The sequence below is a fragment of the Providencia sp. PROV040 genome, assembly GCF_032706145.1.
Lineage (GTDB): Bacteria > Pseudomonadota > Gammaproteobacteria > Enterobacterales > Enterobacteriaceae > Providencia > Providencia hangzhouensis.
Genome location: NZ_CP120530.1, coordinates 1,754,715 through 1,780,590 on the forward strand (window position 1 = coordinate 1,754,715; position 25,876 = coordinate 1,780,590).

The following is a 25,876-nucleotide window of genomic DNA, read 5'->3' on the forward strand; positions in this document are numbered from 1 at the left end:
AGAGTTACATGTGTATTCACGACCAATAAACGACCAAAGGTATGAAATATCATGTTAAAACATAATAGTATGACAGAAGAGGCAAAGCTTGTTTTAAATGCGGTTACAGGTGAACCTGCGACAGTCGGTGAAGTTTCTCAATTTACTGAACTAACAAATTCTTGTTGTCAGTTAATACTGACACAGCTTTCAATGGCTGGACTTATCAAAGAAAACGTCAAAGAAAAAACATATCAAAATATCTAAATCTGTGAAAATGGGCGACTGTAAAAGTGTTGGTAGCACTCTTACAGTCATTCGCCCGTTCCGCGAGATCACGGACAAACTAAAGCCCACCGCTTATGTGCACAAAGCATGGTGAAGCTTATCAAAAAAGGTTTCCCTGATCTATGAAAAATACTGTGAATTTAAACAGTGTAAATTTAGTTAATGATGACTCACTCAGCTACATAAAAACACTTCCAGACAACTGTATCGATTTAATCGCAACTGACCCGCCATACTTTCAAGTAAAGCCGTGCAGTTGGGATAATCAGTGGGAAAATGTCACGTCTTATCTATTATGGCTTGATGAAATGCTTGCGGAGTTTTGGCGCGTTCTGAAGCCCAATGGCAGCTTATATATGTTCTGCGGTTCAAAACTTGCAGCAGATACTGAGTTGTTATTGAGAGAACGCTTTAACGTCCTGAATCATATCATCTGGGCAAAACCGTCAGGGCCATGGCGTAGAGCATGTAAAGCTGACTTACGCAGTTTCTTTCCAAGTACTGAAAGAATTCTTTTCGCTGAACATTATCAAAGCCCATACAAAGGTAAAAGTAGTGATTATTTACAGCAATGTAAGCAGCTAAAAGAAAATGTGCTCAAGCCTTTGATTGAGTATTTCAAGCAGTCGCGTGAATCGTTAGGGATAACAGCAAAAGAAATAAAGCAAGCAACAGGTAAGCAAATGGCGTCTCATTGGTTCAGCTACAGCCACTGGCAATTACCTAATGAGTCTGATTACCAAAAGCTACAAGAATTATTTCACCGTGTAGCAAGTGAAAAACACAGTGAAAACCCGTTAAATCGAAGTCATTCAGATTTAACAGAAACACAAGTAACACTTAACCGCGAATATAGAGAGCTTGCTGAGCAGTATCAACTGTTACGCCGTCCTTTCTCGGTTACTGTTGATGTTCCTTATACAGATGTGTGGACATATCCGTCTGTGCAATATTACCCGGGCAAACACCCTTGCGAAAAACCTTCAGCGATGATGGAACACATTATCAATAGTAGTAGCCGTGAAGGTGATGTTGTAGCCGATTTCTTTATGGGCTCAGGTGCAACAATAAAAGCAGCATTAAAACTTAATCGTCGAGTTATAGGTGTTGAACTAGAAGCCGACAGATTTGAGCAAACCAAAGCGGAGATAAGTAAAACCTCCAGTTTCTAATTTTCAATTAACTCGGGCACTCCGTAGGGGGTGAATTTATGCGTATGGATAAATATAGCAACGCAGCCTACGGTAGTGCTGGGCTCACAGCATTCTTTGCAAGCTTATCGCTTTATGAATGGGGCTTCATTATTGGGATGGCATTTAGCATCATCCTAGGCCTAGCGACTTTTTTCATGAACAGACGAGAGCAGCGAAAGCGAACTCGTTTATTTGAAGATCTGGTTAACAAGACTGATCCACAAAACCCATCAGCTACCGCACGAAAAGCCGCCGAACTTATGGCGAAAGCACCTAAGGATATCTAATGTCACTCAAACAAAAACTAACTGTGCTAATTGGCGCAGGGGCTTCGGCCATCGCTTTAACGGTGATTGCGCATTTTGAAGGTGTAAGATATGAACCGTATGAAGACGTGGGCGGGGTTTTAACGGTCTGCTATGGGCATACGGGAATAGATATTGTTCCCAACAAGACTTACACAAAAGAAGAATGCGATGAGATATTAGAATTAGATTTCGAATTAACAAAAATGCAGGTTGATAGATTAGTGAAAGTTCCTATCAATGATTATACAAAAGCAGCTCTATATTCATTTGCTTTTAATGTTGGAACTAATGCATTTGCAAGATCAACAATGCTTAAAAAACTCAATGCGGGTGATCAATACGGTGCTTGTGAAGAATTAAAAAAATGGGTTTATATTAAAAAGAAAGTATGGCGTGGGCTTGTAAACCGTCGAGAAGCGGAGGCAGCTGTATGTCATGGAAACCTATAGTGGCTGTAATTCTCTTTATGCTGTTAGCGATATCAATAATTGTATTTGGTGCCTACAGACTAACTGACAATACATGCGGCATTGATAAAGCCAGTTTAGAAAAGCGCTGCCAGAAAGCTATCGACCACTATAAAGGTCGGCAAGTTAATTTTTAATCTTCTAGGTGGTAACTACCATGAATACAGTCAGAGCATTATTATTTGTCGCTGCATGGATGGCCATTTGGGGAATGTGGAAACAACACGAGAGGATAGGTGAATTAAACACCAAGAATGCCGAGCTGCTCGTTGAGCTCACGGAGCAAGTCAAAATTAATGAAGATTACCAAGAGCGTGTTCAAGCGCTTCATAAACTCGATACAAAATATACTCAGGAATTAGCCAATGCGAAGAGTGAAATTGACCAGTTGCGTATTGCTGCTGAGCGTAATCCTGAGCGGGTGTATATCAAAGCCAGCTGTAAAAAAGCCGAAGGCGCTACCACCTCCGGCATGGATGATGCAGCCACCGCCCGACCTACTGACTCCGCTATCCGAAATTATTGGTTACTCAGAGAGCGAATTGCAGAGTCAGAGAAAATAATACTTGGCTTACAAGATTATATTAGAACGGAGTGTTTACGTTAATACCAATCGGTAAATGCTCTTGCAAAAAAAATTAAACTTATGAAGGTAAGGGCGCTTAATAAGTAGATGGAAAACTTTAAAAAAAGAGTCGTTATATCTGGTTGTTTTTTATCTTTACTAATAATGAATAGGATGCAGATAAGGATAGGGATAGATATGAGTAAGAGCGCAATGGGGTAAGTATACATATATATTGATACAGCTCTCTTTGTGATGGAATTCTTATCAAATAGTAAAATATATTCTTAACAAGAAATCAATGCGGAAAATTGAACAACAACGACAGGCGATGAAATCAAAAAAAAGCCTACACAGCAGTAGGCTAAAAGATGTTGCTTTATACAATTGAATATCTCTTTAAATATAGTCGGTATTTCAAAGTATGCAAAATTATTTCTAAGTATTTTAAATTGATAGTCGATTAAGTGAACAATGAGCCTCCATTTGGGGGCTTTTTAGTAGCCAGATATTGAATAAGTCTCTCATTAGCCTTTAATTTGGTATGATCAGTCATTAATAATTTGAAATATCTGGATTCATATCTACTCTTTAAGTACTCATAATTAGTGTAATTGGTTATACGAAAGTAGTATGAAAAACAGAAGTCAACAATTACTAAATGATTCAGCACTCTTAGATGTAAGAATTAGATATTTAGTCAAATTTATACGTAGTAGAGCGTTTAATAAACTACCAGACAGTGAAAAAGGATTATTTGAGTCGCAACTTTATTCAATGAAGACGCTATCATCAATATTAAAAATGAGAGTAGATATAGTAAATGATAGAAAATAATAATAAATAATAGCCAGCCTCATACTAGTTTTTTATAAGGGAAAAATACAAAGTAACAACAAAGAAAAGCCCCTGTTCAGGGGCAAAATAAAATAAAGCAATAGTTTGAACACACTATCAGCATAGATGGTTTAAAAAGTTTTCATATGAACTAAGTGTAAGCAAATACGGAAAAGAAAATACGAATATGAGCCTCGTTAAAAGCTTAAGAAAACACTAGAAGGACAAAATAAACTTATCCTCTAGTTTGTTAGGTAAGAGAGTAGGCTTTTTACTGGGCTGCTCTTTGTATTGCCTCTCCTCCAGCCTCTATGTCTTCACCAACACCTTTAGTGGTGTTGCAGGCAGTTAATGTGAAAGCAACCGCTAATGAGCAGATGAGGAAACTGATTTTTTTCAACATATTTTCTTCCTTTTAGTGTGAAGTTATAAGTTACAAAAGATCACTTTTAATTATAGCAGAACAATTTGATTACCATTTTTATCAGTATAGAGCTGTAATATTAGTATTAATGCATGATATCTGTATGGGGTTGGTATGGTTAGATATACCTGACAAATGAAAATGAGCTGCTATATTTTAGGTGTTAATACTTTTTTTGGTAATTAATCACATTAGCAATAAAGGGTACACTCTATGATATTAAAAGAACTATTTATCCGTATGCTTTATGTTTTCCAATACTTAGTAGTTGGTTTTCTCTTGTTATTAACATCAATAGCCATACCAAACTGGTTAGGCAAGGCATCAGTCTTTTTTGTAGGGTAGAATTTAGTAAGTGGGTAGTGTTTAGGGAGGCTGCTATGGCAGGTAGTGAAGGGGACGAAATTAAATATTTACCATGGACAGGTGCGGCTTTGAAAGTAGCTTTGATAATGACGGTCGAAGCTATGAAGTTAACGCCTGAAGAGGCAGAAAGGAAAAACATTATAGTTGTAGTTGGTCCGTATGCTCGTCCATATAAGGAAATAATTTCCATAGCTGAAGAATATGGTGAAAAAGAAATTCCTAAATCAATGAGAGATGCTACTCCAGAAACAAAATAAAAAAGAATTCGCAATAACCCGCCTAGAGCGGGTTTTTTTATTTGAGGGAAATAGCTAATCAGAAAGTTTATTCCTACAAGTAGACTTTCTAATCGGCTAAGGAGATAAACACGATGGCTAAACCGGATTGGGGGACGCTACAGCAACAGTTCCACACATAACGTTATTTTGTGAGGGAAAAATAAAAATGCCCCAGATATCGGGGCGAAGTAGAGAATAATAGTTTATGAATGTGACGTCACTATACGTTAATCGTGAATGACCACAATCTGAAAAAGGTAGTAATCTCAAGCAGATGGTCAGATTAGAGCTTTGATGAATATCTCCTTTCTTATACATAAGTCAAATATGCGTTATTCATTATATTTAGCTAGTGTTAGTATCTCTCAAAAAGGGGGTAACTAATGATTTCATGGTTCGATGTTATGGCTCTTCTTGCGATACCAATAATTATATTGTTTGTAGTTATAAAGATGGCAATAGGAAGTCATAAGATGCTAGAAAAAAGTGAGCAAGTAAAAGGGGAAGTATTAGAATCTCACAAAAACGAAATTAAAGAGTCTAGCGATGATGTGCAGGCAAGGAAGATAAAGAAAAAAATAGTAACAAAGATAATCTGGTACAGGGTATGCTCTGTTGTACTATTGATACCGGTCCTATATTTTTTGTTTAGATAACACCTCGCTTAGAACGGGATTTTATTGCAAATCACAAAGCTCACTACGGTGAGTTTTTTAATTTGTTATGAGGAAAATATTATGGCTAAGCCGGATTGGAGCGAGCTACAAAAACAGTTCCTGTCTGACCATGCTAAATCAGGAATATCCCCTAAAGAGTGGTGTGAAGACCAGGGACTTAATTACGCAACAGCAAGGCGATATATAAAAAAGCCAGCTGCGCAATCTGCGCAAAAAACTGCGCACAAAAAATTGCGCACTGCGCACGAAAAAGAATGCGCAAAAGAGGCAATACACGATAGTGATATATCAACTGCGCAGGGTAGTGAACAAGATAATGCGCACAATGATGAAAACACGTTTAACCTGCGCAACTACAAGCTTACAGACCTACAATTTCGTTTCGTCAATGAGTATCTTATCGATTTAAACAGGACGGCAGCGTATAAGCGAGCAGGTGGAAATGGTGAAGGTAATACTGCTTATGTTGGCGCCAGTAGGATGTACAGAAATGCTAAGGTCAATCGAGCAATTATAGACGCGTTGGCAGATAGGGAACGCAGAACGCAAATAACCCAAGATGCCGTATTAAAAATGTGGTGGGATATTGCGACTGCAGACGTTAACGAGCTGACTGAATATCGTCGATTGTGTTGTCGTCACTGCTGGGGCTTTGGTTTCAATTATCAGTGGCGTGATGTGGTCGAATATGACGATGCTGTGAAAAAAGCCATGGCAGCAAGTAAACCACCTCCGCAAGATGTGGGTGGCTACGGTTACGATGATACATTAGACCCTAACCCTGATTGCCCTCGATGTAATGGCGCCGGCATTGGTCGTGCGCATTTTCACGATACACGTGATTTAACTGGCGCAGCTCGTCGTTTATTTGCTGGTGTGAAAGAGGGGAAGTTTGGTGTCGAGGTGATCACTCGTAACCAAGATGATGCGCTTAAAATGGTTGCGCAGCATTTAGGGATGGTTAAGAACAAGACTGAGATAACTGGTGCTGATGGTGGGCCCATTCAATCAACAGGGATAGATTTGAGCCACCTTAGTTTTGAACAATTAATAAAGTTAAGGGCTAAATTAACGAGTTGAGTTATTTGGGGATTTTTTCATACTCAGCTAATTTACCTGTAGGCATAATATCTCTTAACTCCTCGAATCCTCTTAAACAATTATATTTATTATTATTTTTTTTCTTAAGATTTAAGTATATAGAATATTCATTGCTTTTTGTTGCAGTGAGCGTATCTATAATGGATCTAGAAAGGTCATGATTTTTTATATAGACTTCACTTGCACAAATATTAGGTAAGTTATGAATTAGGTAATTATATCTCACTGTGTCAGTTACTGTGAACTCATTAGTTGGAAGGGTATTAACAAATGCAATGGTTTCTATTACATGAGTATTTTCTTTTTGAAATAATTCAGCTGCTTTATAATTTGTCATTATTGTGGGAGTAACTGTTATGAGCAAATTAATTAAAAGTAACAGAGAACTCAAAGCTTTTGGGATTCTTTGTTTTGTACTATAAGTTGAAATAATTAAAATAATGCTAATAATCGTTGATATTGCACCTAAAATGCCATTATAAAACATTGATCCAACAGTAAGTGAAATAGAGGTAATCCAGATTAGAATATCACGTTTATGGTATAATTTTTTAATAAGTTCAGTAATTTTCCAATGCTTCTTGTGTTTTTTTTTATTTCTTCGTCCCGGAGGGGGAGAGGATTCTGAAGGACTATTTATTTTTATTGATTTTTTTTCTATTTTTACCTTTGTTTCTACAGTCATGATATTTCCTTGATAGGGATTAAATTTAATTATGTATATTATATGAAAAGTTAAATTTATCTAATGTTGATTTCTATATTTTAGGTACAACCATGAACATCGATTTCAGCTTATTTGATGAAGAGATCGAAAGGGAGATAGCGCGCCGTAGTTTGCATGAATTTATTCAGTATATAAATCCTGAATACATCACAAGCCATTTCTCTCAAACGGTGTGTGATGCGCTCGACCAGTTCTTGGTTGATATGATGGACGGAAAGCGCCCTAAGTTGATATTAGGCGCACCGCCACAGCATGGTAAGTCTGATATTGTTTCCCGCTATCTTCCCGCTTATTTCTTTGGAAAATACCCGAACATGCGGGTTGGGGCGTTATCGTATTCCTCTGATTTAGCTGGTGATATGAATACCGATGTTCAGCGGATCATGATGTCGGCTGAATATCGTGTGCTATTTCCTAAGAGCTGGTTAGGCAACAAGCCTGAGAATGGTATCTCCGTTAAGCGTAACTCTGACGAGTTCGGCATTGCCAATCACAAAGGCAGCTATGTGTGTGCGGGTGTGGGTGGTCCATTAACGGGTAAGAAAGTTGACCTCGGTATTATTGATGACCCGATAAAGAACTCGAAAGAAGCACTTAGTCCGACGGTTAAAAAGTCGATTTGGAACTGGTACGTTTCGACCTTTAAGACCCGCTTATCAAAAAATAGCGGTGAAATCATCATGGCCACGCGGTGGGCGACCGATGATTTATCTGGTCAATTAAAAGAAAAAGCCCCTGAAACCAAGGTACTCGCATTCCCTGCTATTAATGAGCAAGGAGAAGCGTTGGTACCTGAACTTCATCCCATTGATAAGCTGTTGGAAACCAAAGCAATACTGGGTGATTATTTTTGGTCTGCCATGTATCAACAATCACCGAAGCCGGGCGACGGTCAAATCTTCCATGAAGAGTTTGTCCGCTATTATTTACCTAAAGACCTACCAGATAAATTCGATAAGGTTATTCATAGTTGGGATATGACCTTTAAAGACAGCGACGGTACCGACTATGTAGTGGGGCAGGTTTGGGGTAAGAAAGACGCCAATGCCTATTTGCTCTATCAAATTAGAAAACGCATGAGTTTTACTCAAACGAAGGATGCCGTGAAGCTACTTGCGGAAAAATTCCCAGAAGGGCGCCGTAAGCTGGTGGAAGACAAAGCCAATGGCCCAGCAGTTATCGACTCTCTTAAATCATCGGTATCAGGCTTAATTCCTGTTGAGCCCGATGGTAGCAAAATCGCACGTGCTCATGCCTGCACCGCGGAATGGGAGGCGGGCAATGTGTGGCTACCACACAAAGACATTGCGCCGTGGATAGTGGAAACCGTGGAGGAAATTACCACGTTCCCATTTGCTGGCCATGACGATACGGTGGATGCAATGACGCAGGCATTACGTGATTTATACCAGAAGAAAAAAGGCGGTTTCTTTACAACCAAGAGGTAATTCTATGTGGCCGTTTAAAAGGCGAAAAATTGCAGAACAGATTGCACCGCCGAAGCGGTCAGCGTTTACCACAGATTTGTATCCTGCATTAGCAAAAGAGAAGGGATTTAACGGGTTAGTTCTACCGCAGCCGATGATTAACGGTGTGGGGATGGACAGTATTGATACTTCCGTTCCTTCATTCAAAGGCGAACAAGTTTATGGTGTGCCTGAATCGCAAGCGGCTTGGTATGCCTCACAAATGTTTATTGGTAACAACATGTGCGCCATCATTGCGAAACATTGGCTGGTGGATAAGGCCTGTAATATGCCTGCTCGTGATGCTATTCGCCAAGGGTATGATATTGATTGCGATAATGACGATGACAGTGCTATCAGCAAGAAGCTACGCAAGCGCGATAAAAAGTACCGCATACAGCATCATTTGAAAGAACTTATTCACTTTGGGCGAGTGTATGGTGGTCGATTAGCGTTGTTTGTGGTGGAAACCTCAAACCCGAAAGAGTGGTATGAAAATCCGTTTAATCTCGATGGTGTGTCCAAAGGAATGTACAAGGGGATCAAGCAAATTGACCCACAATGGGTAACGCCTGATTTAACCGATTCCAATATCCAAGACCCAGCCAGCATGGATTTCTACGACCCAACCTATTATGTGATTGCGGGTCGCAAATACCATAAATCGCACTTTATTAAATTTGTGCCATTCCCCGTGCCTAATGTACTTAAGCCGCTGTATAACTACTTTGGTGTCTCGGTACCAGAGCGCATCTATGAGCGTGTCTATGCATCGGAACGAACAGCCAATGAAGCGCCGCAGCTGGCAATGACCAAACGGTTATTGACTATCGGTATGGCAGACCCTGAAGGTGCAGATAAGAACACCATTCAGGAAAACATGCTTTATTTTATGGAGATGCGCGATAACTACGGTGTGCAGGTGATGGGGAAAGAGGATGTTGCACAACAGTTTGATACCTCGTTAGCGGATTTAGATGCCACCATTATGACGCAATACCAGCTAGTCGCAGCGGCGGCAAACGTACCCGCGACTAAGTTACTCGGTACCACACCAAAGGGATTTAATGCCACCGGTGAATATGAAGAGTCGAACTACCGTGAAGAACTGGAAAGCGTCCAATCAAACGACTTAGAAGAACTTTTGCAGCGCCATTACGACATGTTGATGCGCAGCGAAGAACTACCGCTGACTGAAATATCGGTTACGTGGGCGCCACTTGATAGCCCAACGGCCGCAGAGAGTGCTGATATTGAGTTGAAATCTGCTCAGACGGATGCGGCTCTAGCGGCTACGGGGGCAATTGATGGGTTGGATATCCGTAAAAAATTGGCTGCAGATAAAGAGTCGAGCTATTACGGCATTGATGTAAACGAGAGTGACTATGTCGAGACGAATACGAGTCCGAACGAAAAAGGCGAAATGGGCAACCTCCCGCCAAGCGGTATTGAAGGGCAAACCCCTGCAGTATTCAGCAGCGCCATCTAGCCGTTATCAACGTGACATGTCACGGTTAATCAGTTCGATGATTAAAGACTATGAAAACGTATTTAGTGAATTGAATGATGATTTTTACGGCTCCACGATGGATGCCAGCATTGCGAGTCAAACGCGAATTTGGCTCAACCGGTTAAAACGCAAGTGGGATAAAATCTTTAGTACGCAGTCTAGCGCCATGGCCGATAAGTTTGTTTCCCAAGTCGATATCGGCGCGCAGCGTAATTTAGATGATTCTCTTAAACAGCTCTCTGGCGGTATTACCATCAAAACCGCTGTCATGCCGGACGCGTTAAAAGACCGAATGATTGCCGCCACGGCTGAAAATGTTTCCCTGATTAAATCCATCCCTACTCAATTTCATCAACGTATCGAAAGTGTCGCTCTGCGCTCTATCTCACAAGGGGGTGAGGGTGCGAAAACCTTATTAGATGAAATCAGGCACACTGGCAGCGTCACAGAAAGCCGAGCGAATTTTATCGCCGTTGACCAAACGCGAAAAATCACGACTGCGGCAAACTATGAGCGCATGAAATCAGCGGGAATTCGTAAGGCTATTTGGCATCACTCTGGTGGAAGCGCTGAACCTAGAGAATGGCATCTACAGCTGGATGGTGAAGTGTTTGATTTAGACAACCCACCGATTATTGAGCCCAAAACGGGTGAACGTGGATTGCCGGGTCAATTACCTAACTGCAAATGTTTTTGGACGCCTGTAATCGATTTTAGTGGGGAAGAAAGTGGCGAGGAGACATGACAAAACGAACCTATGACAATAACGGCTGGCTCGAAGTGACAGACAACCCCATCTCTAAAGTTGGGGTTTTTGATTATTTGGGGGCTGAAATTGGTGCGCCAATACCCGATAAAATCTATCGCGTATTGCGCCCTCCGGAAGAACTGGCCAGCGAAGCGACAATTAACTCTTTCAAACTCACTCCATTCATCATTGAACATGAAATGTTAGGCAAGCACGCGACCCCAGCGGAGAAAAAAGGCATTCAAGGGGTGATTGGTGAGAATGTCTATTTTGATCCACCGTATCTTAGAGCCAATATCAAAATCTTTTCAGATGTGGCGCTTAGCAATATCGACAGTGGCAAAATCGACCTTTCACCAGGTTATCGCAGTAAATATGAATTCACCTCTGGCATTTATGAAGGCCAACACTATGACGTTATTCAACGTCACCTACGTGGCAATCACCTCGCATTAGTGGATGAAGGGCGAACCGGCCCTGACGTCGCTGTGCAAGATCACCTCGTTATCACTATCGACACAAAGGAACTTATTCGCATGAACGAAGAAGAAAACAAAGAGAAGCAAACCACTGATGAAGGTGCGTTTACAGCGGAGCAAGTCACTGCGCTGAAAAGCATTATTGCAGAGGTGATTGCACAAACTAAGCCTTCAACCGATGAAGAGCCGAAAGAAGAAAAGAAATCCACTGATGCTAATCCCGAAGAAGAGCAAAAAGCGGAAGAAGCCGTGACAGCCGCCGAAGTTGCAGCAGAAGAAGCCACAACCGGTACACCTGAAGCCGTAGAAGCTGCCGAGGTGGCGATTGAGACAGCTGTCGAAGCGATTGAAGAAGCCAAGGAGCATCTCGACCAAGCAACAACGGATAGCTTAAATCGTCGCATCAAACGCTTGAAAAATGGCATCGGTACGATGGACGAGATTGCATCTTTAAAGCGCAAAATTAAGCGGTTAGAAGCATCAAAGCCAACCATGGACACTGGAGAGCTGTTAAAGCAAATCGGTGAGCGTGATTCATTAGCGCATAAGCTGACCCCATTCCTTGGCGTATTTGACCATGCCGCCATGACCAAGCAACAAGTGGCCGAGTATGGCGTTGATAAGCTCGGTATTCAATGCGGTAAGGGCAATGAAGCCATTGCACTCGATGCGTGGATGCAAGGGCGTGTGCCTGATTCACAGAAAGCCACAGTGACGATGGATTCTGCGGTGAGTAATCAATCAATTATGGATAAATGGGGAGCGAAATAATGGCAATTCCTAAATCAGTGTCGCATGGCTTAACGTCTGGCGTAGTGGGTGAAATCAGCCATGCAGGGCCTATTCGTGCCGTTGCCGCCATTCTCAGCTCAGCGGATGAAAAGCAAAATATCTTCGGTCGGGCTTACACCTACAAAGATGATTCTGTGGAGTCTGTGCAAGTGGGTGGCAAGGGCGCATTTGCGGGGATCATGATTAACCCGAAAGCGTATCGTATTGAAGTGAACTATGCACGCAATGGCACCCAAGGTGAGTTTTTAACGATGGGTGAGGTGTATGTCGAACTAAGCGATGACGAAGGCAAAATCAATGATCCCGTCGTATTCAGCGAAACGGACGGTTCGTTATCGGCTAAAGGTACGGTAGGTACAGGTGAGCGCGTGATTGGCTTTGTCAGTCGTCATCTTTCATCAACTGACGCACCGCATTTGAGCGTTATTCGCTTAACCGAAATCCCATATCCAGCGGCAGTAAAGGAAGGTGAATAATGCCAGTTAGCAAGCAAAAGTTTTATATGTCTGGCCGCGATATTCGCAAGCATGGTCAACTTAATATCCAACCTAACCAACAGTGGACGTATCGCGAACTTGAGCAAATTGGTTTTGGTGGTTTGGCATCGATGGACTCCGCGATCACGGGCGCAGCCATGCAAGGTGGGTTGATTCAGCGTGAAATGTTGCAACACGTTCTTCCTGGTCTCATTCGCACCGCAACCCGTGTTCGTGTGTTGGATGAAATCACCGGTGTATTGAATGCGGGTGAATGGCACGATGAGGAAATCATTCTGAACGTGGCAACACCAACCGGTAAAGCCGAGCTCTACGGCGATCATACCAACGTGCCGTTAGCATCTTACATTCAAGACCAAGAACGTCGCGGTATCGTGCGTTTTGAACAAGGTTTTCAAGTCGGTAAGTTAGAGGAAGCGCGCCAGTCTGCAGCTGGGTTTGAAGCCGCTGCGGAAAAACGTAATTCAGCGACTGAATCTTTAGAGCAAGGACGTGAGCGGATTGGTTACTATGGGTTTAATAGCCCTGAAACACGTGTATTTGGCTTGATGAATGAACCGAATCTACCGGCTTATGAAACCGCATCGAAAAAATGGAAGGGCGGCACGTTTGCCGATATCACCCAAGATATTACCGATATGTTCTCGCGCATTGAAATGAGTTCAGGTGGGATTATCAAAGACGATATCGCGATCACATTGACGTTACCGCTGGGCTACCGTTCAACGCTCAATGTTGCTAATCCTGTGGCGCGTGGTGAAACGGTGTATCAATGGGTAAAAGAGAACTATCCAAACCTGCGCTTTGTGTTCTCGCCTGAATTTGTCGGGGCAAATGGTGGTGCGGATGTGGCGTATATGTTCGCAGATACCATCGATGATGGCTCAACCGCAACCAGCGCGACCATCTTACAAGTGGTACCCGTTAAATACCAATTGTTGGGCTCACAAGCGCAAATCAAAGGGTATTTAGAGGATGCGACCAATGCGACAGCGGGTGTCTTTGTTACCCGACCTTGGGCTATCACCCGTCTCACAGGCATCTAACCTGACCACTTTTTTTTACGCCCTCAAATGAGGGCTTTTTTATCGGAGAAAGCCATGTCTCTCTATGTCTATTGCACGCTATCGAATGACCAAAACTACTCGGTTACGGATGGCAAAGTGTTTATTGCGGGTCAAGCCAATATCATGACCAAGCACATGTATACCCCGCGTGGGCGTGTCACGGAAATCAGTGACGAACAATACGCTCAACTTAAAGATAACCATGTATTTCAACTGCATAAAGAAAACGGGTTTATCAGCGTTGAAAACCGCAAAGAAGATCCTGAAAAAGTGGCCACTAATATGGAGGCTAGCGATAAGTCAGCGCCAGATACCGTGGAATCTTTGGAAGCAGAAAAACAAGCAGTCCCGAAAACCAACAAAAAGGGTAAATAATGATGGAGGCGAGCACATTTCCCCTAATGTCATTTCGTGTGCTCTATCCATCGTTTAATGGTGTGAGTGATGATGACATTTATACTATTGCTCAATCTGCCCTGAACTATTTTTCGCCTTGTCGCGGTGTTTGCACTAACGAACTGTGGATGCTGGTTGTTGCTCATATGCTATCACTGCGAAAGTGGATTGCGGATGATGAATCCCCAACCGGTGTTGTGACTAGTGTGACCATCGATAAAGTCAGCGTGTCATTCTCTGCGCCCCCTGCGGGTTCTGATTGGTCACACTGGTTCAAAATGACGACCTACGGCCAACAGTTTTTAGCACTGATAAAGCGCTGTAGTGTGCCGCAATATATTGGTGGTGCAGGTGAACGTTCAGCCTTTCGCGGTGTAGGTGGGCGATTTACGCGCGGGGGGCGGTTACGTTAATGACGAAATTAACCCAGTTAAAAGCGGTTTACGATGAGTTAGCCAAGAAACAATTGAAAGTGGGTTTCTTTGAACACTCCAAATATCCCGATGGCACGCCCATTGCCTATATTGCGGCGATTCAAGAATTGGGATACCCCGCTGGTGGCATTCCTCCCCGTTCGTTTTTTCGCCCAACGATGAGCGATAAAAAAGCAGAGTATGGCCAGTTAATTTTCCGTGTGGCCAAAGCGGCGACCGTTGGCAATATTTCCGTTACTGATGGGCTAACCCAAGTCGGTGCAAAAGCGGCTGGGGATGTGAAACTGGCCATAAAAGCGGTAACCACACCAGCCTTGGATGATTCAACGGTAAAGGCCAGAGCAAGACGTCACAGCAAAGGGAAATCTACCGATAAGCCCTTAGTGGATACAGGTCAGATGTTACAAGCCGTCAATTTTGCCGTGGAGGATAAGTAATGTTTGGAAATTTACACCGTATCGCTTCTCGCTATATTCCTCAGCAAACAGCCCTGTGGTTTCGCTTTAAAAACCGTGAGCCCGATGAGCGAGGCCATGACCAAAACCAATATCATGAGCCAGTGGATATTCGGGGCAGTTGGCAAGCGGTTGATACTCAAGATGCTCAATCAATGGGCTTTGATTCAAACCAAGTTTATCGCCGCTTTTATACTCCCCATGATATCAAAGGTATTCAGCGCGGTACTTCACCGGATTATCTTGTTTTTAATGGCAAGAAATACGATGTGATGGGGGATGCGGATTGGTACGAGCAGGACGGCTGGAAATCGGTGATTTGCATCGAGGTAGGGGCCTATGACGGATAATGATGTTGATATTGCCATTCGCAAACAGTTATTACGGCAGCTGACCGAAGTGGGTATTGATATCCCCGTGAAAGCCGGTTTTCAATCCACCAAGCAAGGCCGTGAAGATAATATGGTGATGTTCTTTGCTATCAATGAAAGTGGGCATGGTTGGCAAGGTCGCAATTACAATGTCCAAGGTAATAATGCCAATCACCAAGAAAACCAATTATCGGAAAAAACGTACCAAGTTCAGGCATTCATTACCCAATTAGGTTCGTATACGGCCAATGATATTGCCGCCATTACCCGAATGGTTGTCAATTCACTGCCTTTTGTGACCACACTGAGAAAGCAAGGTATTGGTGTACAACGGGCAACATCAGTTCGCCAGCCTTATTTTGTGAATGATCATGGCGACTACGAACAAAACCCCTCGTTTGATTTTAATGTGACGTTTAAACGCTCTCTTTTCCCTGATACAGCTGCCATAAGCGCGCTCTATCCTGATATCCACCGCATATAAGGTTTTATTATGCCAATTAAACAAACTCGATACGTTGATATCGCATCGGCGGTTATTGGCGCGTCTGCTGTTCCGATGCGTAAATTAACCGGTCGCTTATTTTCCACTAACCCCAAAATACCTGCAGGTAAAGTTTTAGAGTTCGCCAGTGGTCAAATAGATGATTTGCTGGGTGTTGATTCTCCCGAAGCCCACTTTGCACGACAATATTTTAGCTATGTTAGCCCTGCACCGGTGAGTAAGCCGAAGGAGTTACAAATTGCTTCTTATGAGCCTGTGGGGCGAGCGCCTACGCTATTTGGGACAAAAGCCGCCGCATTAGCGGATTTAAAAATCATTGCGGATGGAACGCTTTCGGTCACGATTGGTACTGTCACCAAAAGCTACAAAGACATTGATTTGTCGGAAGCGAAATCCTATGCGGATATTGCGTCCACCATTCAAGCAAAACTCAATGCAGAAAGAGAACCACAATTTTCCAGTAGCTATTTGACGTTTAATTCACTCGATAGTGCCTTTGAGCTGAGTGGCGGTGTGCAAGAACGTGCATCCATTAGTGTTGAATATTCAGTGCTGGCGAACGCCATGGGGCTGTCTTCCGGTACGGTATCTGAAGGTAACCCCGCACAAACGCCTCTGGAAGCCTTTATGGTAGCAGAGCAGGTTTCCGATTCATTCGGGAGCGCGACATTTTTGGACGAACTGCCGTTAGAGCAAGCGGTGCCATTGGCGCAGTATGTTTCCGGGGAGAACGTCAAATACCAGTTGCATATTAGCGTGAGTGAAAAGCAGGTTGAAGATTTTAGCGCAGCGTTGATGGGAACGGCTTCGGTGGGGTTAAATCTCAAAACGGATACTAACTATTTTATTCAAACCTTACCCATGGCTGTTATGGCGGCGACTGATTATGACCGCACTAATGCCACAACAAACTACATGTTTCGCCAGTTAGGTGTGACGTTCCCTGCGCAAGTGACCACGGATAAAGTCGCTGACCGCTTCGATAAGCTGCGCGTGAACTATTACGGTGAAACTGCGGTAGCTGGCTCACAAATTCGTTTCTATCAGCGGGGCTTCTTGTGCGGTGGTGCGTCTAATCCACTGGATATGAGTGTTCACGCCAATGAGCAATGGTTAAAAGCCTATATTGCTCAGCAATGGTTCAGTGTGTTATTGGCGACACGGGGCGTTCCTGCCAATAAAGACGGTGAAGCACGTGCGTTAATGGTGATAGCGGGTGCGGTCACTAAAGCCATTAATAACGGCACGATTTTAGCCGGTAAAACGCTGAGTGACGCACAAAAGCTTGCGATTGCTGATGCGTCGGGTGATGACCTTGCGTGGTATGACGTACAGGATAAAGGCTATTGGTATAACGCGCAGATTGTTGAAAATACGGGTGAAAGTGACTTGCCTGAGTATGTCATGAAATACGTGCTGATTTACGGCAAAGGCGATTGGGTTCGCAAAGTCGAAGGCTCACATAATTTAGTCTAGGAGTAGAACATGCATGATGTATCTGCAACCGGCTTGAGTTTTACCATTCAAGCCAGCAAAACCTTTCCCACTGGGATTTTAATTACCGCTTTTGCTGACGATGCTGATCCACTGGATTTACCGGCTGTCGATATTGCACAAACGGGTATGGATATTAACGGTAACTTGGTGAGTTGGTCTACACCAACACCACAAACCGTCACGATTAACGTATTGGCCGGTAGCGAAGAAGATCAAAACTTGTCTATTTTGCTCGAGGCAAATACCGCGAAAAAAGGGCGCCGACACGCAGGGGATATTATTACTTTTGTTGCGTCTTATGGCGATGGCTCAACGGTCACGGCGCGCAATGGCAAAATCACCAATGGTAGTCGTGGCAACTCAGCCGCCTCTGCGGGGCGTTTGAAATCTAAAGCCTATACCTTTGTGTTTCAGGATTTCGACAGTACGCGTATCCGTTAATTTATTTCAATTTCTGGCGGGGTTTCCCGCCTTTTTTATTGGTGTTTACCATGATGATTAAACCTAAAGAAGTCGCTATCAAAGACGTTGATGGTGTTGAAAAACTATTCATTATTAGTCGCCTACCCGCCACAGTCGGGCGTGAAATCCTAGCCAAATACCCGTTATCTAACGCCCCCAAAATTGGTGACTATGAGGTCAGCAAAGAGGCCATGCTCAAAATGATGGCCTATGTGTGTGTCACTATCGACGGTGAAGAAATCCCCCTTAAAACACAAACACTTATTGATAACCATGTGCCTGATGGCGAATCGTTGATCCGCTTAGAGTTGGAAATGTTGAAATATAACACCAGTTTTTTCGGCAACGACGGGAGCCAAGGTTTCCTCCACTTCCTGCTCAGCAAGGTAAGCGGTTCACTCCCGTCGATTATAAAAACGCTGATGGGTTCTTTGCCGTCATCGTCAGCGAACGCCTCGCCACCTTCACCGAACTCAAAACCTCAATAGATTTAGAAGAAGCAATGGACCTATGGGAAATTGCCATTACTAACCGTTATAACGAAGCCCTTGCGGCTTCAAAGGATCGCTAATGTCATTAATGGATACCTTTGTGCAGGTCTTTGAGTTTGATACAAGGCAAGCGGATGGGGCATTTAAAAAGGTGCAACGTTCGACCGATGACATTATTGATGGCATGAAACAAACCCAACAAGCGGCGCAGCAAAGTTCACTGACCATCAGGAGTGTAATGACAGAGCTTTGGCAATCACTGCAGGGGCTGTCGACCGAACATGCCATTCAGTTTACAATCAATGCCAGCGAGGTTAGTGCTGAGACAAGCCACATCGTGGATAGGTTAGATGCGGTGAGCTCATCATTAAGCGCATTGGATGAGCAACGGCAAAATACAGACACAGCTTGGGTCTTTGCGGGGGATACGCTAGGGGAGTGGGGGCAATCACTGCAAGCTGAAATCAGCCAACTGAAAAATGATCTCGGCTCGTTATCGGTGGGTGACCAAAAAAACGCATTAGAACAGGTAAAAGGCTCAGTCAGTGAGTATGTTAACGAGCTGCAAAAAATCCCGACCACTACTGCCGATGGCGCCGCAGAAATTGAACGTGTGATGGCAGACTTACGCCAATCGGTGCAAGGCTTATCGATTGAACATTCGATTGATTTCGTTACTAATGCAGATGAGGTTATTGCCCAAACTGGCTCGGTTAAAACACAATTAGAGACAGTAACAGATTCGATGGCTAACCTTGAGGCGCAGCGGTCAATATCTGACGCAGGCATGCAATCCACTCAGGTTGTTTTGGGCGAGCTCGATGCAAACTACTGGGCACTACAGCAAAATGTTATTCAACTTAATCAAGGTGTCACCGACCTCGCGTTAGCCGAACACCAAGGTATCACCGCGAAGCAACTGTCCAACGCCATTATTCAAGCACTGCAAGGTAATTACAGCGAGCTAATTCGCCTTGTGGACACGATGAAAGTGAAAGGAATTGAAGCGGCGACCAGTGAAATTAAAGCACAGCAATCCGTGCAAAAAGCCCTTGAGAATACCGAAACCAAATATCAGCAAGCTGGTAATACGGTTATGTCGTTTGCCAAAAAGGCATTAGGGACGGTTGGTTTACTGATGGGGGCTACCGCCTTGGTGGGAGAATCGATTTCACGTTCGACTGAAATTGAAGCCCTCGATAAGTTAGGTAAAAAAATCAATGTAGCCACAGCCGATGTAGACGCATTCGCGGGTTCAATGGCTGAACTGGGCGGCACGCGTGATGCGGCCCAAGCAGATTTATCGGCGATGGCTAAATCGTTTGGCTTGGCTAAAAACTCCATGGAAAAAGTACTTCAGACTGCAGATAAAGTGCAGGGTATGAAGTTTGATAAAGCCAAGGCAACGCTTGCGGGACTGGGCGTAACAGATGATAAAACCGTCGAGCTGATGATGAAAGGTCGCAAAGAACTCGAGCGCATGATGGGTATTCAAAAAGAGTACTCAGGCATCAACAAAGAGAGTATTGAACAATCCATCAAATTCAACAAAGCCATGCAAGGCTTTAAGCAATCATCAGGTTTACTGAAAAACAGCTTATTAGAAATGGTGATCCCGATTTTAACTAAAGGGTTAGAGTGGATTAACCGCTTTGTGAGCTTTTGCAAAGAAAACAAATCGCTCATTGTGGGGTTCTTTATTGCGATAGGTTCGGCTATTGCGGTGTTTTATGTGCCTGCTCTGTTATCGGCAGCGGCAGCGACCTTGGCAGCAACATGGCCCATCTTGGCGATTATCGCGGTTATTGCCTTACTGGCTGCGGCGTTTGCCTTAGTTTATGACGATATCATGAATTTTATCGACGGCAACGATTCGATGATAGGGCGTATTTTGGATGAATACCCCGAACTTAAGGCGGTCATTATTGCGTTGTGGGAAGCGTTTAAAGCCTTCTTTTATTTTGTCATGGCTTTATCTCAAGTTGTCGCCGATGTGGCGGTGGCTGCTTTTAACTTTATTGTTGATGGTGGCAAGCAGTTATGGGCATGGCTCACGGACTTTATTCGCGATTTAGCGGGTTGGGGCAAGCAATTTGAAGGGGTCTTTACGGTGGCTTCTGATGCCGTTGTAGGGATTTTTAAGTGGTTATGGGCGCAAATCAAACAGTATTTAAGTTGGATTAATGACGGCTTAGAAGCGATTAAAAATGGCTGGAGCACGGTCAAAGGGTGGTTTGGTTTTGAGGATGCACAAGTGACTCAAACGGTTGAACGCAAAATCACGACTGACGGCACGATAGAGCACCAAATCCCCGAACAGCCCAAGTTATCTGGAGAAGATACTGCGTTGTTAGTGAAAGGGCTGAGCCAACAAATTAACGGTATGTCGGCTAATCCAATTAACCCGATGACCAGCCAAGCTATCAGTAATCAATCCAGTACCACCAATGAAACTAACTTGTCGATTGGTGAAATCAAAGTGGAAACCCAAGCGACGGACGCGCAAGGAATGGCGAATGGCACGAAAGATGCGTTGCAATCCCAGCTACAAGATTTAGCCCATCAAACCAGTTCGGGGGTAAGCAAATGATCACCGAGGTGAAAATCTTCAATGTCGATAACTTTTCGACGTTATTTGAAACGGCCAATCCGATTCAAATTAACGTCCGTGACGAACACAAAGCAACACAATTTACCGTTGAGTCGGGGGAAACACGCAGTGACCATGTGGTAGTTCAGCCCGTTGAAATTGGTATGGATTTAATTTTAGCCGGCGAAATGAAAAGTGCCTTTGAAACCCTGCAACAAGCCTATGATAAACACCAGTTAGTGGGTATTCAAACTCGGGTGAAAACCTACCAGCCGATGCTGTTAGTGAATCTCTATCACGATGAAATTCCAGAGATGGCCGATGCGATTAAACTCTCGCTGCGCTTTACGGAGTGGCGAACGGTTGAGCCTGAATATGGCGACCTGCCGCCCCGTAAGGTGGCAAAAAAAGAGCAATCGAGCACGGTGAATCGCGGGAAAGTGCAAACGTCCACGGTACCGGACAAAAAGAAAAAATCGGCAGCAACCAAAATTGCTGACGGTGAATTTACGTTAGGGTGGTGACCCATGCAAGAGATCCCTTTAAATACCGTACCTAATCAACGTTTGCGCGTGAGCCTTGGCGGTGACGAGTGGGAGCTGACGATTAAAGTGGCGCGAACAACAATGTGTTGTGATATCAAGCGCAATGATGTGGTTCTATTGCAAGGCATTCGTGTGATGCCCAATCAACCGCTGATCCCCTACCGATATTTATCGGGTAACGGTAATTTTGCCTTTATCACTGAAAATGATGAATATCCGTGGTGGGCGCAGTTTGGCCAATCACACAGTCTTGTTTGGTGGGGGGATGATGATTGATTTACGCCGCATACGATTAGGGATTGAAGTTAATGGTCGGCTGCAATGGTATGAGGGGCTGCGAATTCGTGCTAACGGCACTAAATATGCCAATCCCCTGCAAAATGAATGCACGGTGAATATCGATGGCCTCAATGCGACAACACGCAATATGTTGCTGACCGAAACCAGCCCTTATACCCAAGCGAAGAAACCGCACCGTTTAATTGTTGAAGCCGGCCGTGTTAGCACCGGTATTTTTCGCATTTATGTGGGGGATATTGTTAGCGCAGAAATCGCCTCACCGCCCGATGTAACGCTGACCTTAAAAGCAAAAACCAACAATACAAACGCCCGAGATATTGTTTCTTCATCGGGTAGTGCCATAAGTAAAATGAGCGAGCTGGCTAAGAACATAGCACAGGATTGCGGGGTTAAATTGGACTTTCAAGCCACCGATAAAAATATCGCTAATTGGTATTTTTGTGGGCCAGCACTCAAGCAAGTGGAACGCCTGCAAGATGCGGGCAATGTGAAAGCGTTTATCGACGATGACATGTTGTATGTGAAAGACCAGGACAAAGCGTTAAGTGGCCGTTTGCGAATTCTTAACCAAAAATCGGGCATGGTAGGGATACCGAAAGCCACTGAGAAGGGCGTCGATGTCACTTATTTAATTGATAGTGAGTCGTCATTGGGCGGCATGTTACGCCTTGAAAGTCAGTTTAATCCTGCCTTAAATGGCGATTATATTATTGAGCAACTTAAGTTCGATATTGCCTCACACGACGACCCTTTCTTTTACCAAGCGACCTGCAAACGAGTGTAAACCATGAACCAACCCAATAATGATATTGCTAGCGAAGGCAGCTTGGCAGGGCAGTTTATGGCTGCGTTTCGTAGCCTATTGATGAATATTGACGACATGCTCCCAGCAACTGTGGTGAGCTATGACGATAAAACTAACCGCGCGGTGATTAAGCCGCTCGTCATGATGGTATCAACACAAGGGCAAAAAATCAGGCGAGCGGCAGTGCCGAATATTCCCGTTTTTCGTTTTGGCGGCGGTGGCTTTTTTATTCGTATGCCAATTAAACCAGGAGACTTTGGTTGGCTAAAAGCCAATGACCGCGATATCAGCTTAATCTTTCAGCGTGGCGGTTTGGAAGATGAACCGAATACGGCTCGTTTACATACCTTCAGCGATGCGATGTTCTTTCCCGATACACTTAAAGGCTGGTTAATTGATGGCAAAAATACGGATGCCTTGGTGATTCAGTCCATGGATGGCTCTGTGTGTTTGTCATTACATGCAGGAAAAGCGGTTTTAGATTCACCGATTCTTGAGGTCAATGTGCCTGAAACTACCTTTAACGGCAATGTCACCATCAATGGTAATCAGGCCGTGAATGGTAACAGCGATTCAAACGGGGGCACGATGAAACACAACGGTAAAGATATCGGCTCAACACATAAACACAGCGGTATTCAAAGTGGTAATAGCAATTCAGGAGTCCCCGTATGAAAACATTTAATGTTAACAGCAATAACGACATCCATCTCGGCAATGACGGAAACTTGTCGATTGTGAGTGGTGAACGGGCATCTAAAAACCGTTGTGAACATTATGCCAAAGCACTCCGCGGTGAAATGCTGCATAAGCTCGATATGGGTATTCCCTACTGGAAAACCACGTTTGGGCGACAGGCGGACATTCCGTTATTTGAAGCGGCGTTTCGTGACCGGCTGCGTGAGCTGGATGATGTGATATCAATAGTGTCATTTTCGGCATTTATCGCGGATAACTCGCTGAACTATACCGCGTTGATCCAAACCATCTATGGGGAGATAACGCTTAATGGCTGATTATCAATATCTTACGTCACAGGGTGTAATTGTGCCGGATACCAGCACATTACGTGATGATGTCGAAAGCGAATATAGAAGTGTGTTTGGTCAGGATTTAGATGTTAACCCCGAAACCCCACAAGGCGCATTGATCACCATGGAGGTCGAAAATCGGGACGCCGTTGTGCGCAATAATGCAGAGTTGGCCAATCAAATTAACCCCGATTTAGCTGGTGGCATTTTCCTTGATGCAATATGGGCCTTAATGGGCGGGCAGCGTTTTGATGCCACACACTCCTTTTTATCACAGGTGAAATTCACGGGTATTGCCGAGACTATCATCCCTAAGGGGTCACAAGCTGCCACGCTGAATGGCGACTTATTCGAAACCACCAAAACCTTAATTATCGGTAAAGATGGCTCAGTAACTGGGGATATGCGCGCCATTGAAACAGGGGCGGTTGAGTGTGGCGTGGGTCAACTTAATAAAGTGGCCAGTTCGGTATTAGGCTGGGAAACCGTACATAACCCCAGCAATGCGGTGTTGGGTCGAGATGCTGAATCAGACTTACAATCAAGGCGACGACGCAAACAGACGTTAGCCAAAAACACGGTGAGTGTGGGGGAGGCGATTACCTCTGCATTGTATGAATTGGAAGGGGTACGTTCGTTGTCGTATCGAGAAAACTACACGGACCAACCGATGATTTTTGATGGGATCACGTTAGTTCCCCATAGCATTTATGTGTGTGTTGAAGGGGGTGATAAAGAGGCTATAGCACGTTCGTTACTACGTACTAAAACCCTTGGCGCCGCCTTTAACGGTCGTGAAGAGGTTGAGGTATTGGAAACTATCAGCGGTCAAATTTATCCCGTTAAATTCGATAGGGCGAAAGAAATTGTGTTGTTCTGCCGAGTAACGGTGAAAAAAGCCACCGTCGATGCACAAACTATTATTCCTGCAGCGGTTGAGTCATGGGCGAATGGGGATATCGATGGTGAGGGCGGTTTAGTGGTGGGGCGCGATGTATCACCTTTTGAAATATCAGCCGGTATCAATGCCGTCGAGCCTCGGTTGTTTATTACACGAGTTGAACTTTCAACGGATGGCAAAGCCTGGTCTTCAAATAATTATGAAATCAAAATGAATGAGGTGGCAAGGCTCAAACGCAGTGCGGTACAGGTGGTGTTGGTATGAGTAAAATCCAATCGTTTGATTTTCATTCTGATTTATTAAAGGCGATCCTTTGGCAATATGAAGATGCGGCAAACCTCAAGGCGTTAGCTAAATACAAAGCAGACTATTTTGAACAATCCACTATCCAGTTTTGGCGTGATTGGTACCGTGATGTATTTAATATCGATACTGCGAACGAGTTTGGGCTAAATATTTGGGCGCGCATACTCGATGTGCCGTTGGGGATTGATGTCCCGCCTAGCGATAAAACAAAAATCGGCTTTGGTTTTGGTAAAAAGAATACCAATTTCAAAGGCAACTTTCGGCGTAATGCCGATTACACCCTATCGCTGACGGTCGACCAAAAACGTCTCATCGTGCGTATGCGCTATTTCAACCTTACGCAAAGCCCAACGGTCACCAATATTAACGAATTTCTTAAACGCTTCTTTTGGCAAGCAGACAGTAAAGTGTTTGTACTTGACCCGCTTGATATGACCTATCTGTATTACGTGTTTAATTTCAACCCGGACGAACGATTACGGGTACTTCTTGAAAACTTCGACCTTATGCCTCGCCCATCAGGGGTAGGGGTTAAATATCGTATCGTGACAAAGAAAGCCTTTGGTCACGGCCAACATCGCAAAAACTTCCTTAGCAGTAATTTCGGAGCCTAAAACTCATGACAAAAATCTTTAAAATCCCCTTTGCAACACAAGGGGATAGAACCCCTATTCCCGATGATGTGCAAGCTGATGGCGCGGTTTCTTACACGCAAGGCTATAGCTACGATTATGAGCGTGACCAACAAATTGATCCTGCGGCCAAAGATATCGAACGTGAAAAGATGAACGGCATGTTTCACGATATCACAGAAGCGATAGGCGAGTTGCAAAGCTTTGGTTTTCCTAAATGGGCGACAGAAGGTAAACCATACCCGATCCGCGCAATTGTTTATCATAAAAACAAAACGTGGCAGTCGAAGATTGAAAATAACAATGTTGAGCCAGTAGCTGGCACAGCATGGCAAGAACTTAAAGCGGATTTAAGTGCGGGTGATATCAATGTTTATACCAAAACA

General features: G+C 43.9%; 34 protein-coding genes and 1 pseudogene. 33 read left to right on the forward strand and 2 right to left on the reverse strand.

Annotated elements, in window-relative coordinates; all coding sequences use genetic code 11:
* Positions 1 to 51 precede the first annotated feature (51 nt).
* The 7 genes from P3L40_RS08010 to P3L40_RS25130 all read left to right on the forward strand — a co-directional run bounded on the left by P3L40_RS08010 (position 52) and on the right by P3L40_RS25130 (position 3,637).
* Positions 52 to 246 (forward strand): hypothetical protein, encoded by a 195-nt coding sequence (locus tag P3L40_RS08010; RefSeq protein ID WP_004912042.1) that lies wholly within the window; start codon positions 52 to 54, stop codon positions 244 to 246.
* Between the two features lie 143 nt (positions 247 to 389).
* Positions 390 to 1,439 carry a DNA-methyltransferase gene (locus P3L40_RS08015; protein WP_210852293.1) on the forward strand — a complete coding sequence of 350 codons (1,050 nt, stop codon included), beginning with the start codon at positions 390 to 392 and terminating at the stop codon, positions 1,437 to 1,439.
* 38 nt (positions 1,440 to 1,477) lie between these two features.
* On the forward strand, positions 1,478 to 1,747 hold the full coding sequence (locus P3L40_RS08020; protein WP_004912034.1) for an HP1 family phage holin: 270 nt from the start codon (positions 1,478 to 1,480) through the stop codon (positions 1,745 to 1,747).
* A complete protein-coding gene (locus P3L40_RS08025; protein WP_210852295.1) occupies positions 1,747 to 2,217 on the forward strand; it encodes a lysozyme in 471 nt (156 codons plus the stop codon). Before P3L40_RS08020 ends, P3L40_RS08025 begins: the two co-directional genes overlap by 1 nt.
* A complete protein-coding gene (locus P3L40_RS08030) occupies positions 2,199 to 2,372 on the forward strand; it encodes a hypothetical protein (protein ID WP_210852297.1) in 174 nt (57 codons plus the stop codon). Before P3L40_RS08025 ends, P3L40_RS08030 begins: the two co-directional genes overlap by 19 nt.
* Before the next feature lie 20 nt (positions 2,373 to 2,392).
* Entirely contained in the window at positions 2,393 to 2,842 is a 450-nt protein-coding gene (locus P3L40_RS08035) for a lysis protein (protein ID WP_210852299.1), read from the forward strand.
* Between the two features lie 591 nt (positions 2,843 to 3,433).
* Positions 3,434 to 3,637 (forward strand): crAss001_48 related protein, encoded by a 204-nt coding sequence (locus P3L40_RS25130; RefSeq protein ID WP_405029962.1) that lies wholly within the window; start codon positions 3,434 to 3,436, stop codon positions 3,635 to 3,637.
* A 271-nt stretch (positions 3,638 to 3,908) separates the two neighbouring features.
* On the opposite strand, the gene P3L40_RS08040 is transcribed toward P3L40_RS25130, so the two are convergent.
* Positions 3,909 to 4,040: an entericidin A/B family lipoprotein gene (locus P3L40_RS08040; protein WP_048607741.1), complete on the reverse strand. Its 132-nt coding sequence runs from the start codon at positions 4,038 to 4,040 to the stop codon at positions 3,909 to 3,911.
* 401 nt (positions 4,041 to 4,441) lie between these two features.
* Here P3L40_RS08040 and P3L40_RS08045 point away from each other — a divergent pair, with 401 nt between their 5' ends.
* The 3 genes from P3L40_RS08045 (at position 4,442) to P3L40_RS08055 (ending at position 6,462) form a co-directional block, all read left to right on the forward strand.
* Entirely contained in the window at positions 4,442 to 4,684 is a 243-nt protein-coding gene (locus P3L40_RS08045) for a hypothetical protein (RefSeq protein WP_048607740.1), read from the forward strand.
* A 404-nt stretch (positions 4,685 to 5,088) separates the two neighbouring features.
* Complete coding sequence (locus P3L40_RS08050; RefSeq protein ID WP_110592070.1) at positions 5,089 to 5,361, forward strand: hypothetical protein; 273 nt, start codon at positions 5,089 to 5,091, stop codon at positions 5,359 to 5,361.
* Positions 5,362 to 5,442: 81 nt separating this feature from the next.
* On the forward strand, positions 5,443 to 6,462 hold the full coding sequence (locus P3L40_RS08055; protein ID WP_210852303.1) for a terminase small subunit: 1,020 nt from the start codon (positions 5,443 to 5,445) through the stop codon (positions 6,460 to 6,462).
* A gap of 1 nt (position 6,463) precedes the next feature.
* Here P3L40_RS08055 and P3L40_RS08060 read toward each other — a convergent pair whose 3' ends face one another.
* Complete coding sequence (locus P3L40_RS08060) at positions 6,464 to 7,168, reverse strand: hypothetical protein (RefSeq protein WP_110732060.1); 705 nt, start codon at positions 7,166 to 7,168, stop codon at positions 6,464 to 6,466.
* Between the two features lie 92 nt (positions 7,169 to 7,260).
* Here P3L40_RS08060 and terL point away from each other — a divergent pair, with 92 nt between their 5' ends.
* The 23 genes and pseudogenes from terL to P3L40_RS25135 form a co-directional block, all read left to right on the forward strand.
* The gene (gene terL / locus P3L40_RS08065; RefSeq protein WP_210852305.1) at positions 7,261 to 8,658 is read left to right on the forward strand and encodes a phage terminase large subunit; all 1,398 of its coding nucleotides are present in this window, start codon (positions 7,261 to 7,263) and stop codon (positions 8,656 to 8,658) included.
* 4 nt (positions 8,659 to 8,662) lie between these two features.
* A complete protein-coding gene (locus tag P3L40_RS08070; RefSeq protein WP_164565084.1) occupies positions 8,663 to 10,165 on the forward strand; it encodes a DUF1073 domain-containing protein in 1,503 nt (500 codons plus the stop codon).
* Between the two features lie 37 nt (positions 10,166 to 10,202).
* A complete protein-coding gene (locus tag P3L40_RS08075; protein WP_110592065.1) occupies positions 10,203 to 10,931 on the forward strand; it encodes a phage minor head protein in 729 nt (242 codons plus the stop codon).
* The gene (locus P3L40_RS08080) at positions 10,928 to 12,184 is read left to right on the forward strand and encodes a DUF2213 domain-containing protein (RefSeq protein ID WP_110592064.1); all 1,257 of its coding nucleotides are present in this window, start codon (positions 10,928 to 10,930) and stop codon (positions 12,182 to 12,184) included. The genes P3L40_RS08075 and P3L40_RS08080 overlap by 4 nt, the downstream gene beginning before the upstream one ends.
* On the forward strand, positions 12,184 to 12,681 hold the full coding sequence (locus P3L40_RS08085; protein ID WP_110592063.1) for a phage minor capsid protein: 498 nt from the start codon (positions 12,184 to 12,186) through the stop codon (positions 12,679 to 12,681). The genes P3L40_RS08080 and P3L40_RS08085 overlap by 1 nt, the downstream gene beginning before the upstream one ends.
* The gene (locus P3L40_RS08090) at positions 12,681 to 13,748 is read left to right on the forward strand and encodes a major capsid family protein (RefSeq protein ID WP_042844781.1); all 1,068 of its coding nucleotides are present in this window, start codon (positions 12,681 to 12,683) and stop codon (positions 13,746 to 13,748) included. Before P3L40_RS08085 ends, P3L40_RS08090 begins: the two co-directional genes overlap by 1 nt.
* A 54-nt stretch (positions 13,749 to 13,802) precedes the next feature.
* On the forward strand, positions 13,803 to 14,144 hold the full coding sequence (locus P3L40_RS08095) for a hypothetical protein (RefSeq protein ID WP_105881054.1): 342 nt from the start codon (positions 13,803 to 13,805) through the stop codon (positions 14,142 to 14,144).
* A 2-nt stretch (positions 14,145 to 14,146) separates the two neighbouring features.
* Positions 14,147 to 14,578, forward strand: a complete 432-nt coding sequence (locus P3L40_RS08100; RefSeq protein ID WP_110592606.1) for a DUF4054 domain-containing protein — start codon at positions 14,147 to 14,149, stop codon at positions 14,576 to 14,578.
* Positions 14,578 to 15,036 carry a hypothetical protein gene (locus P3L40_RS08105; protein ID WP_110592062.1) on the forward strand — a complete coding sequence of 153 codons (459 nt, stop codon included), beginning with the start codon at positions 14,578 to 14,580 and terminating at the stop codon, positions 15,034 to 15,036. Before P3L40_RS08100 ends, P3L40_RS08105 begins: the two co-directional genes overlap by 1 nt.
* On the forward strand, positions 15,036 to 15,404 hold the full coding sequence (locus tag P3L40_RS08110) for a phage collar protein (protein ID WP_110592061.1): 369 nt from the start codon (positions 15,036 to 15,038) through the stop codon (positions 15,402 to 15,404). Before P3L40_RS08105 ends, P3L40_RS08110 begins: the two co-directional genes overlap by 1 nt.
* Complete coding sequence (locus P3L40_RS08115) at positions 15,394 to 15,909, forward strand: phage gateway protein (RefSeq protein WP_110592060.1); 516 nt, start codon at positions 15,394 to 15,396, stop codon at positions 15,907 to 15,909. The genes P3L40_RS08110 and P3L40_RS08115 overlap by 11 nt, the downstream gene beginning before the upstream one ends.
* Before the next feature lie 9 nt (positions 15,910 to 15,918).
* Positions 15,919 to 17,406: a DUF3383 domain-containing protein gene (locus P3L40_RS08120; protein ID WP_110592059.1), complete on the forward strand. Its 1,488-nt coding sequence runs from the start codon at positions 15,919 to 15,921 to the stop codon at positions 17,404 to 17,406.
* 9 nt (positions 17,407 to 17,415) lie between these two features.
* Positions 17,416 to 17,868 carry a phage tail fiber protein gene (locus tag P3L40_RS08125; protein WP_068445366.1) on the forward strand — a complete coding sequence of 151 codons (453 nt, stop codon included), beginning with the start codon at positions 17,416 to 17,418 and terminating at the stop codon, positions 17,866 to 17,868.
* A 50-nt stretch (positions 17,869 to 17,918) separates the two neighbouring features.
* The gene (locus P3L40_RS08130; RefSeq protein WP_109911397.1) at positions 17,919 to 18,377 is read left to right on the forward strand and encodes a hypothetical protein; all 459 of its coding nucleotides are present in this window, start codon (positions 17,919 to 17,921) and stop codon (positions 18,375 to 18,377) included.
* An 82-nt stretch (positions 18,378 to 18,459) separates the two neighbouring features.
* Complete coding sequence (locus P3L40_RS08135) at positions 18,460 to 20,970, forward strand: hypothetical protein (RefSeq protein ID WP_405029961.1); 2,511 nt, start codon at positions 18,460 to 18,462, stop codon at positions 20,968 to 20,970.
* Complete coding sequence (locus P3L40_RS08140; RefSeq protein WP_110592058.1) at positions 20,967 to 21,494, forward strand: phage baseplate protein; 528 nt, start codon at positions 20,967 to 20,969, stop codon at positions 21,492 to 21,494. The genes P3L40_RS08135 and P3L40_RS08140 overlap by 4 nt, the downstream gene beginning before the upstream one ends.
* A 3-nt stretch (positions 21,495 to 21,497) precedes the next feature.
* Positions 21,498 to 21,791: a phage baseplate plug protein gene (locus P3L40_RS08145; protein ID WP_096863415.1), complete on the forward strand. Its 294-nt coding sequence runs from the start codon at positions 21,498 to 21,500 to the stop codon at positions 21,789 to 21,791.
* Positions 21,784 to 22,599 carry a baseplate hub protein gene (locus tag P3L40_RS08150; RefSeq protein ID WP_110592057.1) on the forward strand — a complete coding sequence of 272 codons (816 nt, stop codon included), beginning with the start codon at positions 21,784 to 21,786 and terminating at the stop codon, positions 22,597 to 22,599. Before P3L40_RS08145 ends, P3L40_RS08150 begins: the two co-directional genes overlap by 8 nt.
* Before the next feature lie 3 nt (positions 22,600 to 22,602).
* Positions 22,603 to 23,295, forward strand: a complete 693-nt coding sequence (locus P3L40_RS08155; RefSeq protein ID WP_110592056.1) for a Gp138 family membrane-puncturing spike protein — start codon at positions 22,603 to 22,605, stop codon at positions 23,293 to 23,295.
* On the forward strand, positions 23,292 to 23,636 hold the full coding sequence (locus P3L40_RS08160) for a hypothetical protein (protein ID WP_110592055.1): 345 nt from the start codon (positions 23,292 to 23,294) through the stop codon (positions 23,634 to 23,636). The genes P3L40_RS08155 and P3L40_RS08160 overlap by 4 nt, the downstream gene beginning before the upstream one ends.
* Positions 23,629 to 24,816: a baseplate J/gp47 family protein gene (locus tag P3L40_RS08165; protein ID WP_110592054.1), complete on the forward strand. Its 1,188-nt coding sequence runs from the start codon at positions 23,629 to 23,631 to the stop codon at positions 24,814 to 24,816. Before P3L40_RS08160 ends, P3L40_RS08165 begins: the two co-directional genes overlap by 8 nt.
* Positions 24,813 to 25,472 (forward strand): DUF2612 domain-containing protein, encoded by a 660-nt coding sequence (locus P3L40_RS08170; protein ID WP_110592053.1) that lies wholly within the window; start codon positions 24,813 to 24,815, stop codon positions 25,470 to 25,472. The genes P3L40_RS08165 and P3L40_RS08170 overlap by 4 nt, the downstream gene beginning before the upstream one ends.
* Before the next feature lie 5 nt (positions 25,473 to 25,477).
* Positions 25,478 to 25,858, forward strand: a pseudogene (locus tag P3L40_RS25135) (phage tail protein); the annotation flags it as partial.
* Between the last annotated feature and the right edge of the window lie 18 nt (positions 25,859 to 25,876).